Below are 17,513 nucleotides of genomic sequence, written 5' to 3'. Positions count from 1 at the left end.
GGAGAGCGGCCGGGCCGTCCGTCAGAACTTTACCGATACGCTGGCGAACAGATACCGCCCCGTCGCGTCGTAGAACTGCGGGTAGGTATTGCCGTTGCCGCCATCCTCGATCGCCGAGGTGGTCGTCAGCGGCGGCGACTTGTCGAGAATGTTGTTCACACCCAGCGTGAGGCGCGCGTTCTCGAGCAGGTCGTAACCAAACGACAGGTCGAAATAGCTCCGGCTGTTCAGCGAGCGGTTCACGTCGGCGAAACTGCCGTTGAGCGCTTCCTGATTGCTGGTCTGCGAAATCTTCACCGAAGAAACGTAGCGCCAGGTAAGGCCGACATCGACGCCGAACGGGCTCGACCACGTGGTCAGCAGCTTGTGCCGCCATTCCGGACGCGGGCGGCCGCACAGCCCGCCGTACAGGCCGACGCACTCATAGATGTCCGCCGCGGGCGAACTGGGCAGCGGCTGGGTGCGGAAGCTGCGCAGATAGGTGCCGACAAGGTTGAAGTTGAACGTACCCATCGAATTCAGCGGCAGGCGATAGTCGACGGAGAAATCGATGCCGCTGGTCTTGAGCGATCCGGTGTTGACGTTGAAGCGCTCGAAATACCCCTGCGACGTCAGGAACAGTGTGCCGCCGGGCCCGCGGCGGATCGCGGCGCACGAACGCGGATCGGCGTTGTACAGGCAGTTCTTGAGCGCAAGGTTCGGATTCACGCTGCCGATCAGGTCGTTGACGGTGATGTTGAAGTAATCGACCGACATGGTGAACCTCGGAATGAAATCCGGCTGGAACACCGCGCCAAGCGACCAGGTATCGGCCTTTTCCGGCTTCAGGTTCCGATTGCCACCGATCAGCGAGTTGAACTGCCCTGCGGGGTTGTCGATGATGTTGCCATATTGCGCCGCCGTCACACCGGTGTTGGCGCATTGCGCCGCCGTCGCCAGCGGCGTCGCGCCCGAGCACGGATCGTAGCTGCCGTTCGCCAGCTCCGTCAGTTCCACCTCGAAGATCGACTGCGAAGCGAACAACTCCACGACGTTCGGCGCGCGGACGGCGCGCTGATAGCTGCCACGCAGCCGCAGCGCGTGAACTGGCGACCAGTTCAGCCCCAGCTTATAGGTGTTCGTCTTGAAACCGGTGCTATAGTCCGAATAGCGATATGCGCCTTCGAACGAGAGCAGTTCAAAGAACGGTCGGCTCTCAACCAGCGGCACGTTAAGCTCGGCGAACAATTCCTTCGCCACCGTCGAGCCGCTCACCGGATATTCCGGTTCCGGCGAGGTCTGATATGCCTCGTCGGGATTGAGGCTCAGCGTGTTCTTGCGATATTCCAGGCCGAACGCGATCCCCACGCCATGCGTCGCCCAGGGAAGCACGACGCCGTATTTGCCCAGATCGCCGTTCACCGACGCGACGATGTTGGTCAGCGCGGTTTCGCCGGTGATCTGCTGATCCTGCGCGATATAGGCAACGGATGCGGCGCTGGCCGGGTTGCCGCTGATGAGATCCAGCGGGGCGCAGCGCGAATCGTCGTTGAGCGAGCTTGCGTCGGCGTTGATGGCGCAGACGATCTGGCCGTTGGGGGCCGATCCGGTCCGGCGGTCGATCACCGCGTTCAGCGCATTGCCCAGTCGCGCGGTGCTGACATTGCCGACGAAGCGGCTGTTGTAGCTTACCTTCGAATAGGATCCGAACACGTCGTAGCTGAACGCTTCGTCGATCTTGCCGCGCACGCCGCCGACAAGGCGGAAGGTGCTGTGGTGGATGCTGTCGCGACGATTGCCACCCTCGACATTGCGGCGATTGATGATGAGCCCGTTGGCGATGGCGGCCGCGCCGACATAATTGCCGTTGGCGTCATAGTTGCTCGCCGTCGACAGCCCCGCGGCGCCGCACAGGAACTGCGACTGCTGCGCGCTGAGGAAGGCGTTGTCGCAATTCAGGCCGCCAGCGCTGCCGAAGATGCCGCCGGCGATGACGCCCGGCGCGATCTGCGCGGTGGATTTGTCATCCATGAAGCTGACTTCGAAATACGGAACGACGTGTTCGCTGATCTCATAATGCCCCATGGCGCCCAGCGTGTAGCGCTCGTCCGGCCGCTGATAATAATTGGCCGGCGCGAAATTGTATGTGCGGCGCCCGGCCACGAACGTCTTGTTGTCCGCCCGGAACTGGGTCGGCACGTTCACCAGCCCGCCGGTGTTGGCGAAGTTCGACGGGAAGTTGTAGCCGGAGCCGCTGCACGAATACTGGCTGCCGTTCTGCCCGGTCGCGCCCAGCGCGCAGGCGCTGTAATCATAGTCGGCCTGCAGGATGGGATTGATCTTGCGATAGGTGCCATAGGCGGTCACGTTTCCGCGACCGTCCGCCATGTTGCTGCCGATGACGACGGAATAATCCTGCGTGAAGCCGTTCCAGACGTTCTTGTCCGGCTTGGGATAGGCGCCCGGCACGAGCGCGTTGTTCGCATCGAGCAGGCTGCGCAGGCCCTTGTCACCGTTGCCATGCTGATAGCCGCCGACATTGGCGGTGATCTTCACGCCCTGGAAATCGTCGATGAGGTTGAAGTTGACGACGCCCGCGATCGCGTCGGAACCATAAACGGCGGAGGCGCCCCCGGTGAGCACCTCGACATTGCGGACCAGCGCCGCGGGCACCTGGTTGATGTCCGATGGCGTCGACTTGGGCGAACCGTAGGGCAGCCGCCGGCCGTTCACGAGCACCAGCGTGCGCGACGGGCTTAGGCCGCGAAGATCGACCTGGGCGGTGCCGGTCGCCTCGTTCGAGTTGGCCGAGCCCTGCGCGGCGAACACCTGCGGCAACTGGTTCACCAGATCCTCGGCGCGGCTCACGCCGCGGCTGGTGAATTCCGCCGCGCCGATCTGCACGACCGGGCTTACGCTCTCCAGGTTCGCGGAGCGGATACGCGAGCCGGTGACGACCACATCACCGCCAGTGGCCGAGCCGGAATCAGCCGTGTCCGAAAGCGGTGCGCTGGCAGGCGATACGGGCGCGGATGCCTCCTGCGCCTGCGCGATCTGCGCGGTCACGATCCCGATGACGGCCGTGCCCGTCAAAAGCGCCATTCGTTGAAATGTCGTGGTCATTGGTAACCCTTCCCCTCATGCGCCGCGCGCGACGCGTCTCCCGGTTCGGGCCGCCGGCTGGCGACCCGTCTGCTTGCTCGTGCTCAAAAAATGCTGGCGGTTGCCGTGCTTTCGCCGATCAATATCGCCAGCTTGTGAGGTCCGCCCCCGGCGGGGCAGACGCCTCGATCCGCTTAAGTATCTTCGGCAGATAGAATGTGTTGTACCGCAGTCGCGAAATGGCATTCGGATTGGCGTGGTCGCCGCTCCAGCAATGTTCCGCGCGATCCCCGTAATCCACCTCGCCCTGATACGGCGGATCGGCCTTCTTCAGGAAATCCTCCATCAGATAGACTGCGTTGTTCAGATAGAAATTATCCATATCCCCCACATAGATATGGATCTTCCCCTGAAGCTTTGGCGCCAGCGTCTTCCAGTCACGCTCAAGGATATGGCGAAGATCGTAATTCTCGCGCCAGTAATCCGCGACCTTCGGATCGATCACGCCGGTGCGCTTGTCCCAGATACGTTGAGGATAGCCGTCCGCTCCATTCGGCGAGAACACCGCTTCCCAGATATCCCACTGTCCGCCGGAACGGGTCTTGTCGCCCATCACCAGTTCCCAGCGGTTCTCCATCTCCATCGTGTAGGGGGAGTTGTCGAGATAATCGCGCTTTCCGGCGCGGGCGACCTTCGTGAACGGCCCCTCGTGATAATATGCGTTCTTGTCCTTGTAGATGTTGGTCAGCATCATCTGGCGGAAATCGATCGGATCCGGGCAGGCGGCGAATGCGCCATTGTATTGATCCGGGTATTTCACCTGCACGCCCAGCGCTTCCCAGCCGCCGGTCGACCCGCCGTACATGAAGCGTGACCAGTTCTTGCCCAGGCCGCGGAACTTCTTTTCCAGCGCGGGAATGAATTCGTACGTGATGGCATCGCCATACGGCCCGATATTGGCAGAATTTACCGCATAGGAATCGTCGTAATACGGATTGGAATGGTCGATCTCGACCACCAGATAGCGGGGGAATTTTTCCGAAACCCACTGTTTGTAGAAGTTATAGGCCTCTTCCTGCTCGGTGCGGTTGTAGCACGGCAGATTGAAGCGCTCGCTTGGTTCGCACTTCAGGTCGGGATCGGGCGGCGTGGTGCGAAATCCGCCGAAATCGGCCGGGAAATGGCCGTGGAAGATCATCAGCGGATAATGCGCCTCGGGATGCTTGTCGAAGTCCTTCGGCACCAGCACATGGCCACGCAGATAGATGTCGCGGCCCCAGAACTTCGACAGCTTCTCGCTGCGGAACTTGAAGCGCCGTATGAACTCGCTGTCCTTCGGCTCGGCGATCGCGGGATTTACCTTGTCCAGCGTCAGTTCGATCGCGCCGGGCTTCGCCGGGTCGAAATCGATAACCTGCGGGGTGCTCACCAGATTGCCCGGCTCGAGCCGCCAGTTCTGGCCCGCGCCGCGCGGGGCGGGCAGCTTCACCGTCTTGCCGCTGGCCAGGCGATAGGTGTCGTAGCGGTGAAGCACCGCCTGCGCATGATAGCGCCCGGCCGGAACCTTGCCGAGCGCCTCGGCCGGAAAGCCGAGCACGTCGCCGCCGATGGTGGCGCTTTCACCGCGCTTGAGCCCGTCCACCGTCACGCCGAACATCTGGGCGCCGAAATAGTCCGGCCGGGTCTGGAAGCGCGGCTCGGTTTCGCCGTCCGGGGTCAGGATCACCATGATCCGACCATCAAACGATGCGTCCGTGGCGGACGCCGGCACGGTTACCTTGAATGTCTCCGCCATCGCCGGCACGGCGCCCAGCGCAAGCGACGCTGCCGCTGCCGATAACAAGAACTTCCCACAGTTCATGGCCTTACCCCCCTGCAATAGCCGTTACTGGTCGCCCTTGATGAGCGTGATCTCGGTCTGTCGCCCGTCGAGGAAGCGCACCTTGCGCCCATCGAAATAAGCGTTCTCCTCTGACCGGAACTGCACCTCCTGCCCGCCCCATTCCGGGACTGGAGCGTACGCGGCCAGTTCGATCGACCACGTCGTATTGGCATGGATCGGATAGAGCCCCCGCTCGTCGCCGTTCTGATTGTCCCAGAACCCGATCGCGGTGCCCGCCGCATGGCCGTGATAGCCCAGCGGGTGTGAGTAGATCGACGGCTTCAGCCCCGCCGCGATCGCCTTCGCGCGCGCCGCGGCCAGCACCTCGTTGCCGGTCGCGCCTTCGCGGAAGGAGGCGAGCAGCGCGTCCTGCACGCCGTTGGCGGCCCGCAATCCGGCGCGCAACCCCTCCGGCGCCCGCGTCTCGCCCGGCTTCAGCACATAGGCCAGATGCTGGGTGTCGGTGTTGAGGCGGAGATAGGTGATGCCGAAATCGGTCCACAGCATGTCGCCCGGCTGGATGACGGTATCGCCCTCCAGCATCTCCTTCTGCCCCTGGCGAAGCACCGCGACCGAGGGCTGGAACCACGTCTTCAGCCCCAGATCGCTCAGCCGCTGGCGATACCACCACACCACGTCGTCCGTCGTGGTCTTGCCCGGCGTGATGACCTTTCGCGAAAAGGCTTCGCCGATGACCGCATGCGCCATCCGCAGAATACCCGGATAAATCTGCATTTCCTGCGGCGTGCGCGTTTCGAGCCAGCCGATCGCCAGCTTCTCGCCCGAAACGATCCGCGAACGATAGGGTTCGGGCAACGCCGCCTTCATCTCGCCAAATTGGCTCAGCGTCATGCCGTCGGCGAAGGCGGAGAGCGCGGAGGTATTGATGGCGATCGAGCCGGGATTGCGCGCCGCGATGATGTCCGCAACGGCCTTCCATTGATCGGGCTGCGCATCGGGGTTCCATGCTGGCTTGAACAGGCCGCCCAATCCGTAGCGGCTGACCGTCAGACGCTCGATCGGCTTGCCGCCGCCGGGATCGAAAAAGATGAGGATCGTGCGGCGCCGTGCATGAAGGCTCTCCGCGTTCAGCATGGTCGCGACCACGGGCTCTTCGAAATACTCGCGCGCCATCAGCACCCACATCGCGATTTTCTGATCGCGCATCAGACGCGGCACCACCGTGTCGAGCCGGTCGGCGAGGATGCGGTTCTCGAGGGCGGCGCGCTCCCGGATCGGGAGGATTTGCGGAAGGGCCGGGGCTTGCTGCTCGACGTCCGACATGGGGACCGCCGCGAGCGGAACCTGACCCGTCGCAGCCGCCGGAGCGACCAGCGCCAGCACGGCAGCAATTGGAGTCGCGCCTGCCACGCGCGCCATAAACCTCGTTCTTCCCATGATCCCCCCGGCGCATATTGAATGCATTATCGTATGCTAATGCACATATTTCAGTTGTATGTCAATTTTCACCGAACGGCGGGCGGGCGCTACGGCCGCCACCGAAATCGGTCCGTTCGATTGCCCGGAAAGCGCAAGCTTTCACCGCCGGAGACGCGCGAGCGGGCCCTTGATCGTTGCGGGGAGCGTTATCCCGAAACCGGGACAGCACGCTTTATCGCCCGCATATCCGCAAGGGCGTGATGGTTTATCGGGATCCGGCGGGAAGAGTGATTCCCGGACTGACGGGATATCAATCGCGGCAGAACACGCGCACCGGTTTCAAAGGCGCGGCTGAAAGATCAGAGCGGCCGAAGCCCGGTCCGGCCTGACCCCGCGGACGATGATCTATCCGCCGTCGATCAGCCGCACCATCGGCGGTTTATCCTGCCGATTGCGCCTATCGATCGTTGCTTCCCGACATCGGCTTGCCCGCGCTCGCGCCGCGTCAGATCTCGATCTGCGTGCCCAGTTCCACCACACGGTTCGTCGGCAGGTGGAAGAATTCCATCGCGCTTTCGGCGTTGCGCAACATCCAGGCGAACAGTTTCTCGCGCCAGATCATCATACCCGGTCGCTCGGACGGCAGCAGGGTCTGCCGCGAGAGGAAGAAGCTGGTGTCGATCATGCGGATATCCGCGCCACAACCATGGAACCGCTTCAGTGCGGCGGGCACATCCGGCGCCTCCATGAAGCCATAGCGCAGGATGACCCGGTGGAAACCCTGCCCGAGATCATCGTGCAGGAAGCGATCATCCTCGGGGAAATAGGGCATGTCGGTGACCTTCACGGTTAACAGGATCACCCGCTCGTGCAGCACGCGATTGTGCTTGAGGTTGTGGAGCAACGCATGCGGCACGCCCTCCGGCGTCGAGGTCATGAACACCGCGGTGCCGGGCACGCGCGTGGCAGAGTTGGCGGCCGAGCCGATGAACACCTTGATCGGCATCGCGCCCTCGCGCATCCGGTGGATCATCAGCTTGCGCCCCGTGGCCCAGGTCGTAAGCAGCACGAAACAGACGGCCGCGACCAGCAACGGGAACCAGCCACCGTCGAAGATCTTGGTCAGGTTAGAGGTGAAGTACAGGCCGTCGATAAACACGAACACGCCGACGAACGGCGCCACCGTCCACAGCGGCCAGCGCCAAACGCGATAGATCAACACCCCGACCATACAGGTCGAGATGAACATCGTCCCCGTCACCGCGATGCCATAGGCCGCCGCGAGGTTGGACGATTCGCGGAAACCGAAAATCAGCAGCAGCACCATCACCATCAGTGACCAGTTGACCGAGGCGATGTAGATCTGGCCCGCCTCCGATGCGCTGGTATGGCTGATGCGCAGGCGCGGCATCAGGCCGAGCTGGATCGCCTGATGCACGACCGAATAGCATCCGGTGATGACTGCCTGGCTGGCGATCACCGTCGCCACCGTCGCCAGGATGACGAGCGGCAGCCGCCACTGCTCGCTGGCCATAAGGAAGAACGGATTCTCGGCGGCGGCCGGATTGCCGAGCAACAGCGCCCCCTGCCCGAGATAGTTGAGCATCAGCGCGGGGAAGATGAACCACAGCCACGCCACGGCGATCGGGCGCCGGCCGAAATGCCCCATATCGGCGTACAGCGCCTCCGCCCCGGTCAACGCGAGCACGACCGAGCCAAGCGCCAGAAACGCCAGCCGGCCATCGCTCGCCGCGAACCGCACCGCCCAGCGTGGATCGAGCGACAACAGGATCTGCGGCTGGTGCAGGATGTGGATCACGCCGAGCACCGCGATCGTGACGAAATAGATCGCCATGATCGGCCCGAACAGATTGCCGACCTTGGCCGTGCCGACCGACTGGAAATAGAACAGCGCTACCAGGATCGCGACGGCGATCGGGATGACGAAGCTGCCGAATCCCTGCTCCACGGTCGCAAGCCCTTCGACGGCGGACAGCACCGACACCGCCGGGGTAATCATGCAATCGCCGAAGAACAGGGCGGTCGCCAGCACGCCGAGGATGACGAGGCTCGTGCCCCATCGCTTGCCCGTCGCGCTGCGGCGCTGGATCAGCGCAAGCAGCGCGAGGCTGCCGCCTTCGCCTTCATTGTCGGCGCGCAGGATCACCATCACATATTTGAACGTGACGATCAGCACGAGTGACCAGAAGATCAGGCTGACGACACCGAAGATATGCAGCTGATCGACCGTCAGCGGGTGGTGGCCGACGAACACTTCCTTCATCGAATACAGCGGGCTGGTGCCGATATCGCCGTAGACGACGCCGATTGCTCCCACCGCCAGCTTGGCAAGGCTGTCGCGGCGCAGGTCGTGGCCGTGCGGCACGCCCGGGGTTTGGGATGTGCTCACGAAAGAGTCGCGGAAACCGGATTCACGGCAGATAGCCTGCAATCACCTGTTGAAGCGGCGCGCCTAGCACGGCCCCATTGGGCCCGCAACAGCGCGGCGGGCCGCGATGGCCGGGCCCGTCGCCGCCGGTTTCAAGCTGTTCAGCGCTGACCCGGATTCCGTAGCGGCAATGCCAGCACCCGATCGAGCATTATCAACTGGCGCACGATCTCTTTGCCATAGTCCGATCCGGGCGCGGACAGCAGCGCCGCCCGCTTCCACAGCGGGCGCGCCGCCGGGAGATTCCCGGCGCGGACATAGGCGAGCCCCATATAATAGACCGGCGCCGGATGGCGCGGCGCGAGACGAATCGCCTGCCGGAACGCCGCCAGCGCGGGCGGAGACATCTGGTTGCCGTCATGCAGCGCCAGATTGGTGCCGAGCTGGGTCCACAGGATGTAGCTGCCGGGAATCGCCCGAATGCCACCAAGCACGACCTGGGTGGCGGCGGCGGTATCGCCGGTGCGCAGCATCGCGTCCGATGCCATCACATAGGCGGTGTCGGCGGTGTAGCGCCCGATCATCCGGTCACGCAGGGCGATCACGGCCGGCTCCACCGCGATCGGCTCGGTCGTCGGCGTGGCGGGATGCGCAGCGAGTCCGGGCCGCCCCTGCCACGCATAGCCCGCCGCACCGAGGAACAGCGCGGCGCCGGCGATCGACCACAGGACGCGCGGCAACCGGAAGATGACAAGTGCCGAAAATGCCAGCAGCCCGAACAGCGCCAGGGTGAGATAGCCGCTCATTGCTCCAGCGTCTTCGTTTCGTGCATCTTGCCCGCCACTTCCGGGGGCATGTATTTCTCGTCGTGCTTGGCAAGCAGATTGCTCGCGACGAACGAGCCGTCGGGGCGGAACTCGCCTTCCGCCACCACGCCGGAATTTTCCTTGAACAGATCGGGTGCGATGCCGGTGAACGTCACCGGGGTGGTCGCCTTGCCGTCGGTTACGACGAAATGGATCGTCACCCCGTCGCCCGCGCGCTTGATCGAGCCGTTCTGCACCATACCCCCGAGCCGCACCGCCCTTCCCAGTGGCAGCGTCTGCGCGCTGACGTCCGACGGCGCGTAGAAGAACGCTGCCTGATCCTTGAGCGCGGAAAGCGCGAGCAACGCCGCGCCGACGACCGCCGCGAGCGCCAGCAGCGCCAGCGTCAGCCGCTGATGCTTGGCCTTCACTTCTCCGCCTTCCGCATCGCCCGCCAGCTCCACAAAGCGACGAGCGCCGCGCCGCCCAGCGTGACGGCATAGGCGGCCATGACGAAGGGCCACGGGCTCATGCCGCCGCCTTCCGGCGCAGCCGCGCCTCCGCCTTGGCCGTCGCCAGGATCGCGCGCATCCGCATCAGGACGATGCCGATGAAAAGCAGGCTGAAGCCGGCCAGCATGATCGGCAGCGGCCATAGCAGTTCGGGAGCGATCTTCGAGCCGGTCAGCCCGATGCTCTGCCCCTGATGCAACGTGTTCCACCAGACGACCGAATAGCGGATGATCGGCAACAGCACGGTGCCCGCTATCCCGAACAGTGCCGGAATCCGCCCGTCGCCGCCGCGCTCGCGATCCGCGCGGGCGAGCGCGATATAGGCGAGATAGACGAAGAACAGCAGCAGCATCGAGGTGAGCCGCCCGTCCCATTGCCAATAGGTGCCCCAGGTAGGCCGCCCCCATAATGCCCCGGTGAAGAGGCAGATCAGCGCGAAGGCGGCGCCGGGCACCGCGATCGCCCGCGCCGCCACGTCCGCGAGCGGATGGCGCCAGACGAGGAAGGCGGTGCTCGACAGCGCGATCCCGCTCCACCCGCCCATGCCGAGCCACGCGGCGGGCACATGGATATAGAGGATGCGCACCGTCTCGCCCTGCAGATAGTCGGGCGGGGTCTGGGTCAGCCCGGCCCAGCAGCCGATCGCGATCAGCGCCACGCCCAGCCAGGTCGCCACCGGGGTGAGCGGTCGCGCCAGCTTCAGGAAGCGGGCTGGATTGGCAAAGGCGTGGAGCGCGGGCACGATGCTGGGCCAATATGGCAAGATCGCCCGGGCGTCACCCCCCGACGATCGGCTGAGATGGTCAGCCGCGCCCGATCAGCCGTTGCGCGATCCGATCCGCCACTTCGGACGCGGGCGCCCCGCTCGCCTCGCTCTCGTCCCACACCTGATTGAGCCGATCCGGGATGCGGGCGATCCGCGCGCGCACCTCCGCCTCGTCGCCCTGCCCGAGATACTCCAGCCCGACGTTGATGATCCCGCCGGCGTTGATGACGTAATCGGGGGTATAGAGAATGCCCCGTTCGTGGATTCGCCGCCCGTCGGCACTGGTGGCGAGCTGATTGTTCGCCCCGCCGGCGACCACCTTGGCCTTCATCGCGGCGATCGATGCCTCGTCGAGGATCGCGCCCAGCGCATTGGGGCTGACCAGATCGACATCGAGCGACAGGATCTCATCCGTTGACGCGACGTTCGCGCCGATCTCCGCCGCCAGCGCCTCGGCGCGCGCCCGGTCCACGTCCGCGATCGTCAGGATCGCGCCGTCGTTCGCCAGCAGCCGCGCGACACCGCCGCCGACGGAGCCTACCCCCTGCACCGCGATCCGCACGCCCTTCATGTCGCCGGCACCAAGCCCGCGCTTCGCCGCCGCCTTGACGCCGAGATAGACGCCCATCGCCGTGTATGGCCCGGGATCGCCGCCCGCCGCGCCGCTCGCGACCGGCAGGCCCGAGACATAGCGCGTCTCGCCGGCGATCACCTTCATGCGCGCCTCGGACATGCCGACATCCTCGGCGGTCACGTAGCGGCCGCCCAGCGATTCGACCGCGCGGCCGAACGCCTTGAGCTGCGCCTCGCTGATCGTCGCGCCGGCCGCGGGGGCGAGCACCACGCCCTTCCCGCCGCCCAGCGCGAGATCGGCCATCGCATTCTTGTAGCTCATCCCGCGCGACAGGCGCAGCGCATCGGTGATCGCGCCATCGGTGGAGGCGTAATGCCAGAAGCGAACGCCGCCCGCCGCCGGGCCAAGCGTGGTGGAATGGATCGCGATGATCGCGTGAAGGCCCGAGCCGGGATCGGTGAACAGGTGAACGCCCTCATGGGCGTCAAAATCCGGAAAGCCCCAGTCGATGGTCATCGCAATCTCACCTAGCGCGCAAGAAAAACACCGATGGGCGCAATAAAGTTATGGACGGCCAAACGCCAGCCAATTCGCTATGATGAGGGAAAATGGGGCGATCGACGGGACTTGAACCCGCGACCCTCGGTACCACAAACCGATGCTCTAACCAACTGAGCTACGATCGCCGCAAGGAATGCGCGCCCCTAGCGGTGGTGCGGGCATCTGGTCAAGCTATCAGAATGCGATTGCGGTTGCACGCGGCCCGCGTCGCTCAGAACCGTCCCTCGATCGCGAGCTGCCAGCCGTGCTGCGTTTCGACGAAGCCCGACGCCTGCAAGCGCGCCGCGCGCGCGGGATCGCCGCCCGCTAGCGTGAGGTCGGCGTGATAGCGCCCATCGGGCCAGATGCGGATCGTAGAGCCCTCACCCGCCGGGCTGGTGAGCGGCAGCAGGAGCGCGCCCGCGTCACATCGCGGGGTGCCGCTCATCGACGGGGGGATCGGCTGGCCCGCGACATCGCCGCTCAGCACCGCACGTACGCGGCCGTCGGCGTGGGTGCAGCTGTCGTCGGTGAAGCCGACGTTCACGCCCTCGAGCTCCAGCGTTCGCACCGGCACCGGGGCGAAGGCGCTGCCGACCGGCAGGCTGGCGGTAAGGTTGTTCAGGCCCACGCTGTGGCGCGTCACGTCGATTGCGCCGGTCACGCGGGCGGCGCCCGTACTGTCCGGCGCCGCGAGCGACACCCGCGCGCGCCCGAGCAGCAGTTGCAGGGGAGAGACATGGGCGGAAAGATCGCCCAGCGCGATATCGCCGAACCGCGCCTCCGTCAGCGCGCCCGACCAGATGCTGCCACGCACCTCGCGCGCGCTCATCCCCGCCTCCGCCAGGCCGAACCAGGCCAGCGCCAGCCGCATCGGCAGCAGCGCGATCAGCGCCACGACAAGCGCCGCGAGAAACAGCGTACCGCGTCCGGTGGAAAGGCGGATGCGCATCATGGCCGGCGCGCCTTCAGCGTGAGCTGCGCGGCGACCGTGCCGTCGCCATTGCCCGTGATCGTCGCGGCATCGACCAGCACGCCGTCTCCCTCCATTCCGGCAAGCCAGCCGAGCAGCGGCGCGGCCTTGGCGCTGGGAATCACGACGCGCACATTATCCCCGCCGGGATCGACCGTGCCGAGCGTAAAGCCAGCCGCATCGGCGCGTTCGCGCACGGCATCGGGCAGCGGCGCGCCCAGCGGCTGCGGATGGCCGCGCAGAATCGCATGCACCGCGTTGGCGCGAGCCTGCGTTTCGCCGCGCCGGATTACCGCGTCATTGTATCGCTCGTGCGCTGACGCGAGCCCGTCGCGCACCGGACGGATCACGCCGGCCCACACGATCGTCAGCGCGAACAGCGCGATCATCACGAGGATCAGCCAGCGCTCGCGCGGTGCGCGCGAATCGAACCAGCTCCGCAGCGCCGTCATCGCGAAGTCACCGTGATCTGCCCCTTCAGCCGGCCGCCGGCGGCTTCGAACGTGCCGCCGCTTACCCCGAAACCAGCCTCCCGCAAGCGCGCCTGAAGCGCGCTCGTCTGCGCGTCGCCATCCGCGGTCACGGTAACGAGAAGATCGCCGTTCGGCTGGAAATCGAGCGCCGCAATCTCAACGCCCTGGGTCGCCCGCACCGCCGAAACCACGGCGGCGGTGGTGCGCGTGAAGCCCTGCCCCGGCCCACGCAGGCGCGAAAGCCGCTCGTCGAGCGCCTGGGCCGGATCGGTGCGTTCGGCCGCGCCGCGCGGCAACGCCTGTCGCGCGATCGCGTCGGCCTGCGCCTCCACGCGGCTTGCCGCCAGCGAATATCGCGCGATCGTCACCAGATCGATCGCCAGCGTCGAGAGCAGCAGCAGCGCGAGAAGCAGCGCCGCCCGGCGCACCATCGCCCAGTCGATCGCGTGCCGGCGGCGGCGCGCGAACGCCCCCTGCCGCAGGTTGAGCGACGGATTGGCCGCAGCGTGGGCCAGCGCATGTTCAAGCGTCTCACCGGCGATGAGCATGGGCGCGATGCCGCCAGTGACCCATTCGGTCAGCCCCGCTTCGTCGGCGAACCCGGCCGCCTGCCCGCGCACCACGCCCTGCCCGCCGAGGTCGGCCCGCACGAACCCTTGCTCGACCGGCGGCAGCAGCAGCGGCGCGGGAAGCAGCACCGCCGGGTCCATTCCGATCGCGCGCAGCGAATCGAGCCACTCCCGCATCCGTTCGATCGCGACGACGCCGATCGGGCGATCGCCGCCATCCGGCACCCCTACCGCGACATGCAGCCCCTCCTGCGGGGTCGCGCTCGCCTCGCTCACCACGATCCGCGCGGCAGCGGCCGCCTGCGCCAGCGAGCGATCCGGCAGGCTCGCCCAATGCAGCGTCACCGCATCGGCGGGCGCTACCGCCACGATCGGCGCGCCATCGGCCACCGGCACGCCGGTGCCCCGCTCGGCGACCACATCGCCCTCGATCCGCAGCCAGCGCCACGGTTCCCCCATGCGGGGCGGCAGAAAGAGCAGCGTCGCGATCGTCACTGTTCCCCCCATTGCCGCGATACGAGCCGCGCGGGAAGAGCGCTTGCGTCGATCAGCCCGCGTTCGCGCAACGTGGTGCCGCGAAGCGCCACGTCGACGCGCAGCGCGAACCAGCGCGAGGTGACGTCCGCCTGATCGCGCGCGGCCGGATCGGGCGTGACCGCGGCCAGCCCCGCGGCTTTCCACAGCTCGTCGCGGTTCGCATATCCTGCCGGCGGCCGGCGCATCAGGATCGCGCGCGCGCCGGCCATGCCGGCTCCTTCCGGCAGCAGCATCGCGAGCAGCGGCGCCTGGTCGGGCAAAAGCGTATTGGCGTTTATCACCGATCGTTCGGCGCGCGGGATTGTGCAGATCCATGGACGCAGCCTGGCATAAGCCTCCGCCGATACGCCCGCGACCGCGCGCAGCTCGCTCGGGTCGGCCATCAGCGTTCCCGCGGTGCGATAGGCGGGCTGGCCGCCCAGATACGCGGGATCCTCCGCGCCGCCCGGAAGCGGCGTATCGTCGCTGTCGATCCAGTCGGCGGCGGCGGCGGCGATCGCGGCGCTGTTCGAAAGGTTCAGCAGGCGCAGCAGCCGCCCGAACTGCTCCACCGTGGATGGGTTGGCGATATAGCGTCCGTCCGGCTCGGGCGTGACGAGGCTGTTGAGATTGAAGCAATTGCCGCCATCCGTGACGATCGCCACCGCCGTCCCCTCCGGCACCGGCAGCGCGAAGGGGCGTCCGCTCCACCCCCCCGCCAGCGTAACGCGGGTCGCGTCCTGCTTCAGCAGCGCCGTCACCCGCGTCGTCGCCAGCGCCTCCACCGCCTGGGCATAAGCGCGCGCCTGATCGAGCGCGATCGCGTTGCTTCCCAGCCGCGTCGCGAGCCGCAGCTTCTCCAGCCCGGTCGCGGCCATCACCGCGATCACCGCGACCAGCAGCAACACCGTGAGCAGCGCGGCGCCGCGTTCGCGCTCAGCCGGCACGGCCACCACTCTTCCTGGGCGCATAGCCGGTGCCCACCAGGAACAGCTGGCGCAGCAACGTGCCGTCACGCCGTGTGACCACCAGTTCCACCGCATGGGGCAGCGGCGCCCCCTGCGTGCCGTCCCAGCGATCGCTCCATGCGCCGTTGAAGCGATAGCGCAGCGTGATCGCCTTCACGCGCTCCAGCATCGCGCCGGGCGGATAGGGGTCCGCCCCGTCCAGCATCGGGTAGCCGATCCGGTCGATCGTGTCGCCGTCGAGCCGGTATTCCACCTTCTGGAGCGATGGGCGCGGCGCCTCGTCCAGATTGCTCCATCCGCCGCGCACCAGCCGCAGCCCGCCGGCATTGCCCGCGAACGACGGCAGACGCAGCCCGCGCTCGTCGCGGGTCGGCCGGTCCATCGCCTGCGCCAGATCGGCGCCGAGGATCGAGGACAGCCGCTCGATCGCGCCGATATCATCCAGCCGCGCGCCAGCCGCATCTTGCGCACGAATGCTGAAGGACAGCATCGCCACTCCGGCGGCGGCGATCATGCCGAAGATCAGCAGCGCGATCATCACCTCGACAAGCGTGAAGCCGTGTTCGGCGGAACGCTCGAAAGGCGTGAAGCCGTGTTCGGCGGAACGCTCGAAAGGCGTGAAGCCGTGTTCGGCGGAACGCTCGAAAAGCCCGGAGCCGGGTTCGGCGGAACGCTGGGGAGGCAGCGCTCTCATGGCGCCGCGATCGCTTCCGGCCGCACCATCATGAGGCGGCCGATCACGCGACCGTCGCGATCGGTCACCGACACGTCGATGCGCATCACCTGCCCGTCGCCGATCGCGCGCACGTCGCGCACCCAATGCCAGTCCCGCCCGCCGTTCCGTTCGTTCCCTTCGCTTCTGCCGGCGAGCGGGGGCCGCCCGTCCGTTACCGCATCGATCGCGACATTGCGGGCGACCGTCTGCGCGAGCAGCGTCGAATCGAGCGTGCCGGTCGAGCGGATCGTCGCGCCCTCCAGCCGGATCAGCGCCAGTATGGCGAGACTGAACACCGCCAGCGCAACCATTATCTCGATTAACGTGAAACCGTGTTCGGCGGAGCGCTTCCAAGGTGCGAAGCCGTCTCCCGTGCGTCGTTCAGCCATCGACCTGCACCGCCCCGGTGGCGCCGATCGTCACGGTGGCACGGGCGCGCTCGCGCAGCAGCGGGATCGACAGCGGGCGATCCGCCATGCCGGTGGTATCGAAGATCACGCGCACCCGGTCGCCGATCGACACGCTGGTGCCCCGCCCCCATTGCGCGACCTTCAGCGGCTTGTCGTCCATCGCCACCCAGCGTCCGCCGTCCCAGCGATCGAAGCCATAGCCGCCCGGTGTCACCCATACGCTGGTCGGCTGAGCGGTGACGATCGCCCCGTCGCGCGCCGCGCGCACCCGCAGCGCAAATCGCGCCGCCTCGTCGATCACCCGGCCGTGCGGATCCGGCATCGCCAGCACCGCCGCCGTCGATGCCAGCGCGATCACCAGCACCACCACCATCAGCTCGATCAGCGTGAAGCCATGTTGCGCGGAGCGTCCGCGCGGTGCGCCCCCCCGCTCGACGGAACCGGGCGCAGCGATTGCGCCGCGTCCGGCAGACGACCGTGCGGTCGCCGGGGCGCTGGCGCGGTTCGCGGCCCTATTCCCAGGAGCCGATATCGGCATCGACGCCCTCGCCGCCTTCCTTGCCGTCGGCGCCAAGGCTCCAGACATCGGCGGCCGAATGCTTGCCCGGGGCCGCATACAGATAGGCGCGATTCCACGGATCGTTGGGCAGCTTCTTCAGATAGCCGCCCGCCTGATAGCGCGCCGCGTCCACGCCCTGCGGGGCGGAAACGAGCGCGCCCAGCCCCTGCGTCGTCGTGGGATAGGTGCCGATCTGGAGCTTGTACAATTCCAGCGCCTGCTCGATATTGGCGATGTCGGCCTTGGCCTTCTGGATGCGGGCGGTATCGCCCGAGGGCAGTACATTGAGCGCGACGATCGTGGCCAGCAGCCCGATGATGACGATCACCACCATCAGCTCCACCAGCGTGAAGCCTTCCTCGCGGCGACGGCGGCGGCGTTCTTCCTTGGTAATCATGGA

Annotated in this window: 16 protein-coding genes and 1 tRNA gene; all 17 read right to left on the bottom strand. The window is 66.5% G+C overall.

Annotation, left to right across the window (positions count from 1 at the left end):
• Positions 1-21: 21 nt before the first annotated feature.
• The gene (locus tag ACM61V_RS09705) at positions 22-3,102 is read right to left on the bottom strand and encodes a TonB-dependent receptor domain-containing protein (protein ID WP_137785696.1); all 3,081 of its coding nucleotides are present in this window, start codon (positions 3,100-3,102) and stop codon (positions 22-24) included.
• A 118-nt stretch (positions 3,103-3,220) separates the two neighbouring features.
• On the bottom strand, positions 3,221-4,942 hold the full coding sequence (locus ACM61V_RS09700; RefSeq protein ID WP_137785697.1) for a hypothetical protein: 1,722 nt from the start codon (positions 4,940-4,942) through the stop codon (positions 3,221-3,223).
• Between the two features lie 24 nt (positions 4,943-4,966).
• A complete protein-coding gene (locus ACM61V_RS09695; protein WP_249341425.1) occupies positions 4,967-6,343 on the bottom strand; it encodes a M24 family metallopeptidase in 1,377 nt (458 codons plus the stop codon).
• A gap of 505 nt (positions 6,344-6,848) precedes the next feature.
• Positions 6,849-8,753, bottom strand: coding sequence for a potassium transporter Kup (locus tag ACM61V_RS09690; protein ID WP_171007486.1), 1,905 nt, complete (start codon positions 8,751-8,753; stop codon positions 6,849-6,851).
• 140 nt (positions 8,754-8,893) lie between these two features.
• Positions 8,894-9,538: a tetratricopeptide repeat protein gene (locus ACM61V_RS09685; protein WP_137785698.1), complete on the bottom strand. Its 645-nt coding sequence runs from the start codon at positions 9,536-9,538 to the stop codon at positions 8,894-8,896.
• Complete coding sequence (gene ccmE, locus ACM61V_RS09680; RefSeq protein WP_137785699.1) at positions 9,535-9,969, bottom strand: cytochrome c maturation protein CcmE; 435 nt, start codon at positions 9,967-9,969, stop codon at positions 9,535-9,537. Before ccmE ends, ACM61V_RS09685 begins: the two co-directional genes overlap by 4 nt.
• 97 nt (positions 9,970-10,066) lie before the next feature.
• Positions 10,067-10,792, bottom strand: a complete 726-nt coding sequence (gene ccmC / locus ACM61V_RS09675; RefSeq protein WP_137785700.1) for a heme ABC transporter permease CcmC — start codon at positions 10,790-10,792, stop codon at positions 10,067-10,069.
• A gap of 61 nt (positions 10,793-10,853) precedes the next feature.
• Entirely contained in the window at positions 10,854-11,906 is a 1,053-nt protein-coding gene (locus tag ACM61V_RS09670) for a Glu/Leu/Phe/Val dehydrogenase dimerization domain-containing protein (protein ID WP_137785701.1), read from the bottom strand.
• A 93-nt stretch (positions 11,907-11,999) separates the two neighbouring features.
• A tRNA-His gene (locus ACM61V_RS09665) sits at positions 12,000-12,076 on the bottom strand.
• An 86-nt stretch (positions 12,077-12,162) separates the two neighbouring features.
• Positions 12,163-12,885, bottom strand: coding sequence for a type II secretion system protein N (gene gspN / locus ACM61V_RS09660; protein ID WP_137785702.1), 723 nt, complete (start codon positions 12,883-12,885; stop codon positions 12,163-12,165).
• Entirely contained in the window at positions 12,882-13,355 is a 474-nt protein-coding gene (gspM, locus tag ACM61V_RS09655; protein WP_137785703.1) for a type II secretion system protein GspM, read from the bottom strand. The genes gspN and gspM overlap by 4 nt, the downstream gene beginning before the upstream one ends.
• Positions 13,352-14,440, bottom strand: coding sequence for a type II secretion system protein GspL (gspL, locus tag ACM61V_RS09650; protein WP_249341426.1), 1,089 nt, complete (start codon positions 14,438-14,440; stop codon positions 13,352-13,354). The genes gspM and gspL overlap by 4 nt, the downstream gene beginning before the upstream one ends.
• Positions 14,437-15,408, bottom strand: coding sequence for a type II secretion system minor pseudopilin GspK (gene gspK, locus ACM61V_RS09645; protein ID WP_137785938.1), 972 nt, complete (start codon positions 15,406-15,408; stop codon positions 14,437-14,439). Before gspK ends, gspL begins: the two co-directional genes overlap by 4 nt.
• Entirely contained in the window at positions 15,398-16,123 is a 726-nt protein-coding gene (gspJ, locus tag ACM61V_RS09640; RefSeq protein ID WP_137785704.1) for a type II secretion system minor pseudopilin GspJ, read from the bottom strand. Before gspJ ends, gspK begins: the two co-directional genes overlap by 11 nt.
• Positions 16,120-16,533 carry a type II secretion system minor pseudopilin GspI gene (gene gspI, locus ACM61V_RS09635; protein ID WP_137785705.1) on the bottom strand — a complete coding sequence of 138 codons (414 nt, stop codon included), beginning with the start codon at positions 16,531-16,533 and terminating at the stop codon, positions 16,120-16,122. The genes gspJ and gspI overlap by 4 nt, the downstream gene beginning before the upstream one ends.
• Positions 16,526-17,092, bottom strand: coding sequence for a GspH/FimT family pseudopilin (locus tag ACM61V_RS09630; RefSeq protein ID WP_137785706.1), 567 nt, complete (start codon positions 17,090-17,092; stop codon positions 16,526-16,528). Before ACM61V_RS09630 ends, gspI begins: the two co-directional genes overlap by 8 nt.
• Positions 17,067-17,510 (bottom strand): type II secretion system major pseudopilin GspG, encoded by a 444-nt coding sequence (gene gspG, locus ACM61V_RS09625; protein WP_137785707.1) that lies wholly within the window; start codon positions 17,508-17,510, stop codon positions 17,067-17,069. The genes ACM61V_RS09630 and gspG overlap by 26 nt, the downstream gene beginning before the upstream one ends.
• Positions 17,511-17,513: the final 3 nt, after the last annotated feature.

The sequence above is a fragment of the Sphingomonas sp. TX0543 genome (assembly GCF_048565505.1).
GTDB lineage: Bacteria > Pseudomonadota > Alphaproteobacteria > Sphingomonadales > Sphingomonadaceae > Sphingomonas.
This window is presented reverse-complemented; position numbering and strand designations above follow the sequence as displayed.

Excerpts from the sequence above, each read along its gene's own strand:
- ACM61V_RS09705 (WP_137785696.1), bottom strand. The coding sequence starts at position 3,102 with ATGACCACGACATTTCAACGAATGGCGCTTTTGACGGGCACGGCCGTC.
- ACM61V_RS09700 (WP_137785697.1), bottom strand. The coding sequence starts at position 4,942 with ATGAACTGTGGGAAGTTCTTGTTATCGGCAGCGGCAGCGTCGCTTGCG.
- ACM61V_RS09695 (WP_249341425.1), bottom strand. The coding sequence starts at position 6,343 with ATGGCGCGCGTGGCAGGCGCGACTCCAATTGCTGCCGTGCTGGCGCTG.
- ACM61V_RS09685 (WP_137785698.1), bottom strand. The coding sequence starts at position 9,538 with ATGAGCGGCTATCTCACCCTGGCGCTGTTCGGGCTGCTGGCATTTTCG.
- ACM61V_RS09670 (WP_137785701.1), bottom strand. The coding sequence starts at position 11,906 with ATGACCATCGACTGGGGCTTTCCGGATTTTGACGCCCATGAGGGCGTT.
- gspN (WP_137785702.1), bottom strand. The coding sequence starts at position 12,885 with ATGATGCGCATCCGCCTTTCCACCGGACGCGGTACGCTGTTTCTCGCG.
- gspM (WP_137785703.1), bottom strand. The coding sequence starts at position 13,355 with ATGACGGCGCTGCGGAGCTGGTTCGATTCGCGCGCACCGCGCGAGCGC.
- gspJ (WP_137785704.1), bottom strand. The coding sequence starts at position 16,123 with ATGAGAGCGCTGCCTCCCCAGCGTTCCGCCGAACCCGGCTCCGGGCTT.
- gspI (WP_137785705.1), bottom strand. The coding sequence starts at position 16,533 with ATGGCTGAACGACGCACGGGAGACGGCTTCGCACCTTGGAAGCGCTCC.
- ACM61V_RS09630 (WP_137785706.1), bottom strand. The coding sequence starts at position 17,092 with ATGCCGATATCGGCTCCTGGGAATAGGGCCGCGAACCGCGCCAGCGCC.
- gspG (WP_137785707.1), bottom strand. The coding sequence starts at position 17,510 with ATGATTACCAAGGAAGAACGCCGCCGCCGTCGCCGCGAGGAAGGCTTC.